The sequence below is a fragment of the Variovorax trehalosi genome (assembly GCF_051216415.1).
In the GTDB taxonomy this organism is placed as follows: Bacteria; Pseudomonadota; Gammaproteobacteria; order Burkholderiales; family Burkholderiaceae_C; genus Variovorax.
Map to the genome: position 1 here is coordinate 100,276 of NZ_JBPJZG010000004.1, position 12,629 is coordinate 112,904.

General features: G+C 68.2%; 12 protein-coding genes. 9 read left to right on the forward strand and 3 right to left on the reverse strand.

Annotation, left to right across the window (positions count from 1 at the left end; all coding sequences use genetic code 11):
* Positions 1-76: 76 nt before the first annotated feature.
* From ACSFA7_RS16130 to ACSFA7_RS16140, 3 genes are all read right to left on the reverse strand, one after another.
* Complete coding sequence (locus ACSFA7_RS16130) at positions 77-922, reverse strand: beta-ketoacyl synthase chain length factor (protein WP_435500310.1); 846 nt, start codon at positions 920-922, stop codon at positions 77-79.
* Entirely contained in the window at positions 919-2,124 is a 1,206-nt protein-coding gene (locus ACSFA7_RS16135) for a beta-ketoacyl-[acyl-carrier-protein] synthase family protein (RefSeq protein WP_435500311.1), read from the reverse strand. The genes ACSFA7_RS16130 and ACSFA7_RS16135 overlap by 4 nt, the downstream gene beginning before the upstream one ends.
* Positions 2,125-2,268: 144 nt before the next feature.
* Positions 2,269-3,654 carry an AmpG family muropeptide MFS transporter gene (locus tag ACSFA7_RS16140; RefSeq protein ID WP_435500312.1) on the reverse strand — a complete coding sequence of 462 codons (1,386 nt, stop codon included), beginning with the start codon at positions 3,652-3,654 and terminating at the stop codon, positions 2,269-2,271.
* A gap of 59 nt (positions 3,655-3,713) precedes the next feature.
* Here ACSFA7_RS16140 and ACSFA7_RS16145 point away from each other — a divergent pair, with 59 nt between their 5' ends.
* The 9 genes from ACSFA7_RS16145 to ACSFA7_RS16185 all read left to right on the forward strand — a co-directional run bounded on the left by ACSFA7_RS16145 (position 3,714) and on the right by ACSFA7_RS16185 (position 12,625).
* Positions 3,714-4,568, forward strand: coding sequence for a M48 family metallopeptidase (locus ACSFA7_RS16145; protein WP_435500313.1), 855 nt, complete (start codon positions 3,714-3,716; stop codon positions 4,566-4,568).
* A 99-nt stretch (positions 4,569-4,667) separates the two neighbouring features.
* On the forward strand, positions 4,668-6,386 hold the full coding sequence (atzF, locus tag ACSFA7_RS16150; RefSeq protein ID WP_435500314.1) for an allophanate hydrolase: 1,719 nt from the start codon (positions 4,668-4,670) through the stop codon (positions 6,384-6,386).
* Between the two features lie 21 nt (positions 6,387-6,407).
* On the forward strand, positions 6,408-7,412 hold the full coding sequence (locus ACSFA7_RS16155; RefSeq protein WP_435500315.1) for an ABC transporter substrate-binding protein: 1,005 nt from the start codon (positions 6,408-6,410) through the stop codon (positions 7,410-7,412).
* A 2-nt stretch (positions 7,413-7,414) separates the two neighbouring features.
* Positions 7,415-8,248 (forward strand): ABC transporter permease, encoded by an 834-nt coding sequence (locus tag ACSFA7_RS16160; RefSeq protein WP_435500316.1) that lies wholly within the window; start codon positions 7,415-7,417, stop codon positions 8,246-8,248.
* Positions 8,245-9,078, forward strand: coding sequence for an ABC transporter ATP-binding protein (locus ACSFA7_RS16165; protein WP_435500317.1), 834 nt, complete (start codon positions 8,245-8,247; stop codon positions 9,076-9,078). Before ACSFA7_RS16160 ends, ACSFA7_RS16165 begins: the two co-directional genes overlap by 4 nt.
* Positions 9,075-9,455 carry an oxalurate catabolism protein HpxZ gene (hpxZ, locus tag ACSFA7_RS16170; protein ID WP_435500318.1) on the forward strand — a complete coding sequence of 127 codons (381 nt, stop codon included), beginning with the start codon at positions 9,075-9,077 and terminating at the stop codon, positions 9,453-9,455. Before ACSFA7_RS16165 ends, hpxZ begins: the two co-directional genes overlap by 4 nt.
* A 59-nt stretch (positions 9,456-9,514) precedes the next feature.
* Positions 9,515-10,633, forward strand: coding sequence for a BMP family ABC transporter substrate-binding protein (locus ACSFA7_RS16175; RefSeq protein WP_435500319.1), 1,119 nt, complete (start codon positions 9,515-9,517; stop codon positions 10,631-10,633).
* A gap of 10 nt (positions 10,634-10,643) precedes the next feature.
* Complete coding sequence (locus ACSFA7_RS16180; protein WP_435500320.1) at positions 10,644-11,705, forward strand: ABC transporter permease; 1,062 nt, start codon at positions 10,644-10,646, stop codon at positions 11,703-11,705.
* Complete coding sequence (locus ACSFA7_RS16185) at positions 11,702-12,625, forward strand: ABC transporter permease (RefSeq protein WP_435500321.1); 924 nt, start codon at positions 11,702-11,704, stop codon at positions 12,623-12,625. Before ACSFA7_RS16180 ends, ACSFA7_RS16185 begins: the two co-directional genes overlap by 4 nt.
* Positions 12,626-12,629 lie beyond the last annotated feature (4 nt).

The window sequence follows — 12,629 nt, forward strand, 5'->3', positions numbered from 1 at the left end:
GGTGGTGCTCCTGGATTTTCTTCGAGTATGGACTGTTGCGGTTGCCGCTGCGAGGCGGCCTTCCGCGGGCGGCGCGTCAGCCCCGGGAGAGCGGCCGCAATTGCAGCCGCAGCGACAGCGTGGCTGAGAGTTGCAGCGAAACCGGCGCGCCCGCCTCGTCGTCCAGGTGCGCCAGCGATTCGAACAGGCCGAGCGCCTGGGCCATCGGGTTGATCCCGGCCAGCGACCGTGCGGCTTGCGAGTGCGGCGGCGTGTCGGCAGGGGCTGCGTCACCCTCGCTGCCGGCCACCGACCAGTCCAATGAGGCCACGCTGCGCTCGCTGCGTTCCGGCGCGATCACCATCGCCACCGCCAGCAGCCCGCGGCTGTCGGTCACCGAGGTCAACGCGCCGACCGTGGGCGTGTCGTAGCCCACCATCAGCACCGGGCTGTGGTCGGCCGCGCACTGCACGGCCGCTTCGAGCAGGCCGGTCGCGAAGCTGTGCTCGAAGGCCGAGACCGAATTGCTCGCAGCCATGCAGCCGGTGCCGATGGTCCAGTAGCCCACGGCGGCGTTGTGCACCGAGTTGTGAAAGCGCGTGGGCGAGAGCACCGTTGGGTCGGTCGCGAGCGTGCTGCACATGTAGTCGTTGATCGAGAGATCGCCGTGCGCCGAGACGAACACGCAGGGCACGTCGGCCGCATTGCGGCCCGAGGCGGCCATCGCGGCGGCGGCCACTTCGAGCGCCAGCGCCACGGTGTCGGGCGCGCGGCGGCGCTCGGCCGGCGCCAGTACCTGCGGCGACGGGCGCTTGGCCGGCGGATCGGCCAGCACGCCTTCGCCGCGGAAGGCCGCGCGCGCAGCGTCCCAGCCGGGGAGCGTCGGCGTCCAGAAGGCCGGGCCTTCGATGTAGAGGGTGGGAGGCGTCACGGTCTTGCTCATGCCGCCGCCTTGCCGAACACCAGCGAGCAGTTGTTGCCGCCGAAGCCGAAGGAGTTGGAGAGCGCATAGCGCACCTCCCCGTGCGCGGGCGCGAGCCTGATCTGCGGGCCGAAGCCCTCGTCGATCGTGCGGGAGCCCACCGTGCCCGGCTTCAGGCCGCGCTCGATCGCCAGCAGGCTGATCACCGCCTCGACGATGCCCGCCGCGCCCAGTGTGTGGCCCATGAAGCCCTTGGTCGAGCTCGCGTGCGTGGTGGCGGGGAAGCGGCGCGCCACCAGCGCGCCCTCGACCTCGTCGTTCTTCTGGCTCGCGGTGCCGTGCATGTTGATGTAGTCGATGGCCTCGGGGGCGAGGCCGGCGCGCGCCAGCGCCTCGTCGAGCGCGCGCTCGGCGCCCAGGCCCTCGGGGTGCGGGGTCGACATGTGGTGCGCGTCGCTCGCCTCGCCGTAGCCCAGGAGGTGCAGCGGCGAAGCTGCCGCGCCGGTCTGCACGCGTTCGACCAGTGCGAAGCCCGCGGCCTCGCCCAGGCTGATGCCGTTGCGGCCGGCGTCGAACGGCCGACAGGGCTCCTTCGACACCAGCTCCAGCGAGTTGAAGCCGAACAGCACGCTGCCGCAGAGCGTGTCCGCGCCGCCCACCACCGCCGCATCGGCCAGGCCCAGGCGGATCAGCCGCTCGGCCGAGGCGAACACCTTGGCGCTCGATGAACAGGCGGTCGAGATGGTCTCGCTCGGGCCTTGGAGGCCCAGCACCTGCTGCACGAACATCGCCAGCGAATGGGGCGTGTGCACCTCGGCGCGGCGCTGGTCCGGCTGGAACATGCCGCGCTCGTCGAGCTGGGTGTAGGCCAGCTCGGTCTCGCCGATGCTGGCGGTCGAGGTGCCCAGGATCAGCGCGACGCGCGAGGCGCCGTACTTCTCACGCGCAGCCGCCACCGCTTCGAGAAAACCGTCGGCCTGCAGGCCCAGCCAGGCCAGCCGGTTGTTGCGGCAGTCCCAGGAAGCCAGCGTCTCGGGCAGGCGGATGTCTTCGAGCCCATCGACACGGCCGATCCATGTGGGCAGCGGCGCATCGCCGAAATCATTGGCACGCAGGCCGCTGCGGGAGTTTTCGAGCGCCTCGGCGAGCGGGGCCTTGCCGACGCCGACGGCCGATGTGGCCGTGTAAGCGCTGATCTGTAGAGGAGAAATACGGGAGAGCACGATGAATCTTGGGGCGCGCGGCAGGCGAAAGGGCGTCGTTGGACAAAAGCGTAATTTTCACGCAATGAATGTCACGCAGCCTACCAGCAGTGCGCGCCGCTCAGCGTCGGCTGTTTCCCATGGATGCAGCCTAGGGCCAGGGCCCTATTGACGGTCGGCGGCGCTTGTGGTGACCGTCAGCCGCGAGGCCAGCGCGACCAGCAGGAGCACGGGCACCCCCAACAGCGCGGTGGCGGTGAAGAACTGGCTGTAGCCGTAGGCATCGACGAAGGCGCCCGAATAGCCGGCGATGAACTTGGGCAGCAGCAGCATCAGCGAACTGAACAGGGCGTACTGCGTGGCCGAGTAGCTGATGTTGGTCAGGCTCGACAGGTAGGCGATGAAGGCGGCCGAGGCGATGCCGCCGGCCAGGTTGTCGGCCGAAACCACCGCGATGAGTGCCGTGAGGTCATGCCCGCGCGAGGCCAGCCAGGCGAACAGCAGGTTGCTCGCGGCGCTGAGCACCGCGCCCAGCATCAGCACGCGCATCACGCCCAGGCGCATCGAGAGCACGCCGCCCACGAAGGCACCGGCCAGCGTCATGACCACGCCGTAGATCTTGCTGACCGTGGCCACCTCGTCCTTGGTGAAGCCCATGTCCACGTAGAACGGGTTGGCCATGATGCCCATCACCACGTCGCTGATGCGGTAGATGGCGATCAGCGCGAGGATCAGCGCGGCCTGCCACTTGTAGCGGCGGATGAAGTCGGCAAAGGGGTCGATCAGCACGTTCTGCAGCCACTCGGCCGCGTTCTTCGCCTTCGGCAGCACAAGCCGCACCGGCTCGGGCGACAGCAGCACCGTGAGCACGCCGACGCCCATCGAGGCGGCCATCACGAGGTAGGCGGTCTTCCAGGCGCCGTTCTGGTAGGCCGCCGCACCGGTTGCGGCGACGGCTGGCGTCACTTCGGCCCAGGCCGCGACCCACAGCACGCCGGCGCCGGCCCAGATCATCGCGAGCCGGTAGCCCGTCTGGTAGGCGGCGGCGAGCGCGGCTTGCTTGCGGGTCTCGGCCGATTCGATGCGGAAGGCGTCCAGCGCGATGTCCTGCGTGGCCGAGCCGAAGGCCACCAGCAGCGCGCACCAGACCAGCGGCGCGAGCCCGTTGCGCGGGTCGTTCATGGCCATGCCGATCAGCCCCGCGATGACCACGCACTGCGCCAGCAGCAGCCAACCGCGGCGCCGCCCGAGCAGCGTGGTCAGCGGCGGCAGCGGCATCCGGTCGACGAGCGGCGCCCAGACCCACTTGAAGCCATAGGCCAGGCCCACCCAGCTCAGGTAGCCGATGGTGGTGCGGTCCACGCCCGCTTCGCGCAGGCGAAAACTCAGGGTGCCCAGCACCAGCAGCAGCGGCAGCCCGGCCGAGAAGCCCAGCGCCAGCATGCGCAGCGTGGCCGGCTCGAGGTAGACCTTCAGCGTGTCGCGCCAGGACGGTTTGGGGGCGGTGGGGGTTTCGAGCGGCGGGGCGGACATGAACCCCGGATTGTCCATGAGCGGCGACGGGGATCGGCCCACCCGTTTGTCTTCATTTGTTCCTATGATCCGACCCCATGTGCACACGCTGCGACCGCCCCATCTCCGCCACTTCCCCTGCTTCGGCCTGGCAGTTGCGCAGGGCCTTCCTGTTGATCGCAGCCGGCGTGGCAATGAGCCGCCCGGCGCTCTCGCAGGTCAACGTCGGCAACGCCTCGGTGGCGCGCAACCTGGTGCCGGCGGACAAGATCGAGGCGGCCGGCGTCCAGCAGTACGGCCAGTTGCTTGCGCAGGCCCGCGCCAAGAACGCGCTCGCCGGCGACAACAACGCGCAACTGCAGCGGCTGCGTGCCATCGCGCAGCGGCTCATTCCCTTTGCCACGCCCTGGAACACGCGGGCGCGCGAATGGAAGTGGGAGGTCAACCTGATCGGCAGCAAGCAGATCAACGCCTTCTGCATGCCCGGCGGCAAGATCGCCTTCTTCACCGGCATCCTCGAGCAGCTCAAGCTCAGTGACGACGAGGTCGCGATGGTGATGGGCCACGAGATGGCTCACGCGCTGCGCGAACACGCCCGCGCCCGCATGGCGAAGAGCGCTGGCACCGGCGCGGCGCTGTCCATCGGCGCGCAGTTGCTCGGCCTCGGCCAGGTGGGGGACCTTGCGGCGCGTGCCGGCACGCAGCTCATCACCCTCAAGTTCAGCCGCAGCGACGAGACGGAGGCCGACCTCGTGGGGCTCGAACTCGCGGCGCGCGCGGGCTACGACCCGAAGGCCTCGGTGTCGCTGTGGAACAAGATGGCAACCGCCTCGAAGAACCAGGGCGGGTTGAGCTTCCTGTCGACCCATCCGAGCGGCACCGACCGGATCGCGAAGCTCGAGGCGAACATTCCCAAGGTCGAAAGCCTTTACCGGAACGCCAAGCGGAGCTGATCCGCCCCTCTGACTGACATGCACTGACCGGCCGCTTCCCGCACGTGGCCGGCTGGCACATTGCTTGCATCTCGACTTGTACACAAGTTTGGATGCCTGATGATGGTGCATGAACCTAACCCGCTGACCGCCGCTGCCTGGATTGCGAAATTCGCGGCCCCCGTGGCCGGTGCCGAAACCGCCGACACCCCCGGCGTGACCCTGCCGCTCGCCGGATTGCGCTTCGCGGTCAAGGACAACATCGACGTGGCCGGCGTGCCTACCACCGCCGCCTGCCCGGCCTTCGACCGCAAGCCGACGGTGCATGCAGCCGTGGTGCAGCGGCTGCTCGAAGCCGGTGCATCGCTGGTCGGCAAGACCAACCTGGACCAGTTCGCCTGCGGCCTGAACGGCACGCGCTCGCCGTATGGCGAAGTGCCCAACGCCTTCGATGCGCGCTATGTCTCCGGCGGCTCCAGCTCCGGCTCGGCGTACGTGGTGGCCGCGGGCGAGGTCGACTTCGCCCTCGGCACCGACACCGCCGGCTCGGGCCGCGTGCCCGCCGGGCTCAACAACATCGTCGGCCTCAAGCCTTCGCGCGGGCTGCTCAGCACCTTCGGCGTGGTGCCGGCGGCGCAGAGTGCGGACTGCGTTTCCATCTTCGCGCGCACCGTCGCGCTGGCCGTCGATGTGATGCTCGCCGCCGCCGGCCACGACCCGCGCGACCCGTACTCGCGCGACATCGCGATGCGTCGCAGGCCGCTGCCCGCACAGTTCAACTTCGGCGTGCCTGACACGCTGAGCTTCTTCGGCGACACCGCGGCCGAAGAAGCCTTCCGCGATGCACGGGCCAGGCTCGTGGCGCTGGGCGGCACGGCCGTCACCATCCCCTACGCGCCGCTCGCCGAGGCCGCCGCGCTGCTTTATGAAAGCGCACTCGTCGCCGAACGCTATGCTGCGGTGCGCGAATTCTTCGACGCGCACGCCGACGAGGTGATCGAGCCGGTGCGCAGTATCTTGGCGAGCGGAAAAGGCTACGTGGCCGCCGACGTGTTCGAAGCGCAGACCCGCCTGCGCGCCATCGCACAACAAGTCGAACCGATGTGGCGCGACATCGACGTGCTGCTGGTGCCCACCGCGCCCACGCACTACACACGCGAGCAGATGCGCGCCGACCCGGTAGCGCTCAACCGCAACCTCGGCGCGTACACCAACTTCGTCAATCTGCTCGACTACGCGGCGCTCTCGGTGCCGAGCAGCCTGCGTGCCGACGGCCTGCCGTTCGGCATCACGTTGATCGGCCCGAGCGGCAGCGATCTCGCATTGGCCGACCTCGGCCAGCGCTATCACCACGCGACCGGCCTCCCGCAGGGCGCGACCGGCCTGCCGCTGCCCGCACCGCGCCCCGTGCCCGGTCTTGCGGCACCGGCGCCGCAGACGCTCCCCATCGCCGTGGTCGGCGCGCACCTCTCGGGCATGCCGCTCAACGGCCAGCTCACCGAGCGCGGCGCCACGCTGCTGCGCACCACGACCACGTCGCCTGCTTACCGCCTCTTCGCGCTCCCCGGCACCACGCCGCCCAAGCCCGGACTTCAACGCAGCGCACAGGGCGGAGCCGCCATCGCGCTGGAGATATGGGCCATGCCGATCGCGCAGGTCGGCAGCTTCCTCGCATTGATCCCGCCACCGCTGGGACTCGGCAGCGTCGAGCTGGCCGACGGCAGCCGGGTCAACGGCTTCATCTGCGAGGGCCACGCGCTGGCCGATGCAGAGGACGTAACCCGCCACGGCGGCTGGCGTGCCTACGTCGCGAGCCGCGTCAACGCCATCTCCAACTAATCAACTGATCCAGGAGTCCCGATGAGCACCCTCGAGAAATCTTCCGCATCGCGCCGGCAGCTGCTGCAGGCCGGGATCGGTGCAGCGGGCCTGGCCGTGCTGGCCGCGCCGGCCATCGTGCGTGCACAGGCCGCGCCCAAGTTGCGCATCGGCTTCTGGCCCGTAGCCGCGGGCTTGCCATTTTTCGCTGCGGTGGATCGCGGGTACTTCAAGGAAGCGGGGCTCGACGTCGAACCGCTGAAGTTCGCCGGCGCGCAGCAGGTGATGGAGGGCATGCTCGCGGGCCGCTGCGACGGCAGCGCCAACGGGACCGGCTCGGCCAACCTCGCCATCGGCGAGATCGCGCAGCCGGGCCTCTTCAAGATCTTCTGCACCAACCCGAGCAACGCGAAGTTCGTGCTCGACGAGTTCATCGTCGCCAAGGACAGCCCGGTCAAGACCATGGCCGAGCTGGCCGGCAAGAAGGTCGCCTCGGGCCCCGGCATCCAGAACGTCACGCTGTGCAAGACCATGCTGGAGCGCGCCGGCGCCAAGGGCGCGGTCGTGAGCGAACTGCCCATCGGCCAGCATGTGGCCGCGCTCGTCGCGGGCCAGGTCGATGCCTGCTACACGCTCGAGCCCACCGGCACCGTGGGCCGCATGAACGGCACCACGCGGGTGATCGAGGCCGGCGTGGTGGCGAAGTACATCCTCGGCGATCCGATGGCGCCGTGGCACGGCGGTGCAGCGAGCCTCACCACCGAGTTCATCAAGAAGAACCCGGAGGTCGCGAAGAAATACATCGCTGCCTACGCGCGCGGCGTGGAGCTGGTACGGACCAAGCCCGACGACGCGCGCCAGCACATGAAGGGCTACACCGCCATTGAAGGCAAGCTCACGGCCGAGGTGCCGCTCGCGTCGTACATGCTCTACAACGAGTTCAAGCCGAGCGACGTCGCGTACTTCCAGAAGTTCTACGACCTGTTCACCGAGAAAGGCATCTTCGAAAAGAAGGTGCTCGTGGACGGCCTGCTCTACAAGGCATGACCATGGCCGACGCAAGCACGACCACGGCCACGGCCGCGCCGTGGACACCGCCGGCCAGCCTCAACGCCGCTGCACCGAAGCCCCCGCTGCGCGACCGCCTGTTGCCCTTCATCGGCCCGGTCGTCCTCTTCATCGCATGGGACTTGGTGGTGCGCCTGGGCTTCATCAAGCCCATCCTGCTGCCCACGCCCGCCGACACCATCGCCGCGCTGATCACGGGTCTGGCGGGCGGGCCGCTGCTCACCGACTTCGCGATGACCGTGTGGCGCACCTTGCAGGCCTTTCTCATCGCGGCGGTGGTCGGTGTGCCGCTGGGCGTGCTGCTCGGCAGCAACGAGAAGGCGTACCGCAGCGTCGAGTTCCTGATCGACTTCTTTCGCTCCACGCCGTCGTCTGCGCTCATTCCGCTGTTCCTCTTGATCTTCGGCGTGAGCGACGTCAACAAGATCGCCATCGCGGCATTCGGGGCGCTGCTCATCGTGGTGTTCAACAGCGCCTACGGTGTCATCAACGCACGCAAGCAACGCGTGATGGCGGCGAAGGTCATGGGCGCCTCGCGCTGGCAGGTCTTCAAGGACGTGCTGATCTGGGAGAGCCTGCAGCCCAGCTTCGTCGGCCTGCGCTCGGCGGTGTCGATGGCGCTGGTGATCGTCATCGTGGCCGAGATGTTCATCGGCTCCGACACGGGCCTGGGGCACCGCATCATCGATGCGCAGCAGGTGCTCAACGTGAAGAGCATGTACGCGGCGATCCTGGCAGCCGGCGCGCTGGGCTATGCGCTCAACATCCTCTTCCTTGTCGCCGAGCGCCGCATCGTGCACTGGAGCGGGCGATGAAAGTCACGCAGGACATCGTCATCAACGGCCCGGTGTATGCCGATGTGCCCAAGCCGGTCTTCAAGCCCGGCCCGGCTGGCACGCACATCACCATTCGCGGCCTCACCAAGTACTTCGCGGGCTGGCCGCTGTACGAGAACTTCGACCTCGACATTCCCAAGCACCGCATCGTCTCGGTGTTCGGGCCCAACGGCTGCGGCAAGTCCACGCTCATCAACATGATCGCGGGCCTGATTCCCATCGATGCGGGCGAGATCCTGTTCGACGGCAAGCAGCGCAAGGACACCAAGATCGGCTACGTGTTCCAGAACTACCGCGAGGCGATGTTCCCGTGGATGCGCACCATCGACAACATCGCCTATCCGCTGAAGCTCGAAGGGCGCAGCAAGGCCGAGGTGGACCGGCGCATGGAGGAACTGGTCGCGTCGTTCGACGTGAAGTTCGACCTGAAGCGCTTTCCGTACGAGCTCTCGGGCGGCCAGCAGCAGACCGCGTCGATCATGCGGGCGCTCGCACCCAACCCCGAGGTGTTGTTCCTGGACGAACCCTTCTCCGCGCTCGACTTCGAGATGACGCTCTTCATCCGCGAGAAGCTGCAGGAGGTGTTCATGCAGACCGGTACCACGATGCTCCTGGTGTCGCACGATCTCGAGGAGGCCGTGTACCTCGCCGACGAAGTGCTGCTGCTGACCAAGCGGCCCACCAAGGTGGCCGAGATCCTGCGCTACGGCGATGCGCGCCCGCGCACCATCGAGACGCTGAGCACCGAGAGCTTCGTCGCGATGAAGAAATTGAGCCTCGATATCTTCCAGCGCGAGGTGCGCCGATGACATTGGAGATCAACCTCCCCGAGGTGCACGCCGAAGTCAGCGCAGTGTTCGCGCGCTACGAAGAAGCGCTCGTGACCAACCAGCGCGCCGTGCTCGACGAGCTGTTCTGGAACAGCCCGCACACGCTGCGCTACGGATTCTCCGAGAACCACTACGGCCACGCCGACATCCGCGCCTTCCGCGCCTCGCTGCCGGTGCAGAGCCCGCCGCGCGAACTGCTGCGCACCGTCATCACCACCTACGGCCGCGACTTCGCGACGGCGAACGTCGAGTTCCGCCGCGAAGGCAGCCGCGAGATCGGCCGCCAGAGCCAGACGTGGATACGCACCGACGACGGTTGGCGCGTGGCCGCCGCCCACGTGAGCTTGCCGGCCTGAACTCGGCGCATCGCGCGGCACATTTTTTGCAACTCCTTCAACTCCTCCGAAAGAACGCCATGACCAGCCCATTCAATCGTCGCGATTCCCTCAAATCCCTGGCCGCGCTCGGCGCCGCCGGCACCCTCGGAGGCTGGAGCGCGTTCGCCAGCGCGCAGGCCAAGCCACTGACCGTCGGCGTGATCTACGTCGGCGCGCGCGACGACTACGGCTACAACCAGGCGCACGCCATGGCCGCCGCCGAAATCAAGAAGCTGCCCGGCATCAAGGTGGTCGAGGAAGAGAACGTGCCCGAGACCGCGGCCGTGCAGAAGACCATGGCCGGCATGATTTCGCAGGACGGCGCGAAGCTGCTGTTCCCCACGTCCTTCGGCTACTTCGATCCGCACATCCTTGCCGTGGCGCCCAAGTACCCCGACGTGCGCTTCTCGCACTGCGGCGGCCTCTGGACCGAAGGCAAGCACCCCAAGAACGCGGGCAGCTTCTTCGGCTACATCGACGAGTGCCAGTTCCTGAACGGCGTGATCGCCGCGCACATGACCAAGAGCAACAAGATCGCCTTCGTCGCCGCCAAGCCCATTCCGCAGGTGCTGCGCAACATCAATGCCTTCACGCTCGGTGCGCGCTCGGTCAAGCCGAACATCACCTGCAGCGTGATCTTCACCGGCGACTGGTCGATGGCCGTGAAGGAGGCCGAGGCCACCAACAGCCTGGCCGACCAGGGCTGCGATGTGTTCACCATGCACGTCGATGGCCCGAAGGTGGTGGTCGAGACCGCAGCCAAGCGCGGCAAGATGGTCTGCGGCTACCACGCAAGCCAGGCCAAGCTCGCACCGAACGCCTACCTCACCGGTGCCGAGTGGAACTGGCTCACCGCCTACAAGACCGCCATCGAAGCCGCGCAAACCGGCAAGCCGCACCCGAACTTCCTGCGCGGCGGCCTGAAGGAGGGCTACGTGAAGATGTCCGCCTACGGCCCCATGGTGCCGGACGCCGCGAAGAAGCAGGCCGACGACATCAAGGCCAAGATGATCGCGGGCACCTTCGACATCTTCAAGGACGGCATCAAGGACAACAAGGGCGCGGTCGTGGTGCCGGCCGGCAAGGTCCTGAAGCAGACGGACCTGGAGCTCGAGAAGATGAACTACCTCGTCGAAGGCGTCATCGGTTCCGCCTGAGATCCATCTCATGCGTCACGCGCTCAAGGAATTCGCCCTGCCGGTGTTCGCCATCGCGGCGGCGCTGCTGCTGTTCGGCGTGCTCGTGGCCTTTGCGGGTGTCGATCCGGTGGAGGTCTGGGCGACGCTCTTCAAGGGCGCGTTCGGCGACTGGTTCTCGTGGCAGAACACCTTGCAGCGCGCGGCGCCCTTGATGCTCACCGCGCTGTGCGTGGCGCTGCCGGCGCGCGCGGGGCTGATCGTCATCGGCGGCGAAGGCGCGCTGGTGCTGGGCGGGCTGGCTTGCGCGGCGCTCGCGCATGCGGTGCCGCTGCCTGCCAACGTCGTGGGCACGGCGATTGTCTGCATCGCAGGCGCACTCGCAGGCGCCCTGTGGATCGTTCTCGCGGGCTGGCTGCGCCAATACCGCGGCATCAACGAAACCATCAGCAGCCTACTGCTGGCCTACATCGCCATCGGCATCTTCAAGCACCTGGTCGAGGGGCCGCTGCGCGATCCGGCGAGTCTCAACAAGCCATCGACCTATGCACTGAACGACGGGCTGCTGATCGGCGGCATCGGCGGATCGGACGTGCATTGGGGCCTGGCGATCGGTGTCGTGGCATGCCTCGGGCTCGGCTGGTGGCTGCGCGCGACCGCCTCGGGCTTCTCGGTACGCGTGGTCGGCGGCAACCCACGCACCGCGCAGCTCGTGGGCCTGCCCGCCACGCGGCTCATCCTTGGCAGCTGCGCACTGGGTGGTGCCTGCGCGGGCCTCGCGGGCGCGGTCGAGGTGGCGGCGGTGCACACCAACGCCAACGCCTCGCTGATCGCGGGGTATGGCTACGCGGGCATCCTCGTGTCGTTCATCGCGCGGCACAACCCGGTGGCCATCGTGCCGGTGGCGATCCTGTTCGGCGGCTTCGGCGCGGCGGGCAGCCTGCTGCAGCGGCGGCTCGGCTTGCCCGATGCCTCGGTGCTGGTGCTGCAGGGCATCGCGTTCGTGCTGATCCTTGCGAGCGAGGGGCTGCGCATGGTCGACTGGAAGGCGCTGCGCACGCGCCTGTTCCGCGCTTCGGGGAGCCCCGCATGACCGCCGATCAATGGATCGCGCTCGTGGCCGGCATCGTCGGCGGCGCGCTGCGGGTGGGCGTGCCCTTTCTTTTCGTGAGCCTGGGTGAATGCCTCACCGAGAAATCGGGCCGCATCAACCTCGGGCTCGAAGGTGTGCTGGTACTGTCGGCAATGGCGGCCTTCGGCGGTGCCTACCTCACCGATTCGGCGTGGCTCGGCGTGCTGATCGGTGCGCTGGCGGGTGCGGTGCTCGCACTGCTGCACGGCCTCCTGTGTTCGCTCGATCGCGTCAATGACGTGGCGACCGGCATCGCATTGATGCTGCTCGGCACGGGGCTCGCGTTCTATCTGGGCAAGCCGCTGATCCAGCCGCAGGCGCCGCAGATCCCCGCGATACCGCTGGGCTTCTGGAGCGACAACACGGTGGTGCGCTCGGCGCTGCAACTCAATGCGCTGGTGCCCATCGGCATGGCGCTCGCGGTACTGCTCTGGTGGGGCTTCGCGCGCACGCGCGCCGGCCTCTTGGTGCGCATGGCCGGCGATTCGGCGCAGGCCACGCGCGCGCTCGGCTACTCGGTCTCGGGCCTGCGCATCGCGGCGACCACGGCGGGCGGCTTCATCGCCGGGCTCGGCGGCGCATCGCTCACGCTGTTCTATCCGGGCAGCTGGAACGAAGGCATCTCCAGCGGCCAGGGCCTGATCGCCGTCGCGCTCGTGATCTTTGCGCGCTGGAGCCCGTTGCGCTGCGTGGGCGCGGCCTTTCTCTTCGGCGGTGCGGGCGCCATCGGGCCTGCGCTGCAGTCCATCGGCATCGGCTGGGGCTACCACCTCTTCAACACCGTGCCTTATGTGCTCACGCTGGTGATCCTGGTGCTCACCTGCAAGCCGGGGAGCGCCGCCATCGGCAGCCCCGGCGAACTTTCATCGACAAGGAATTGAACAC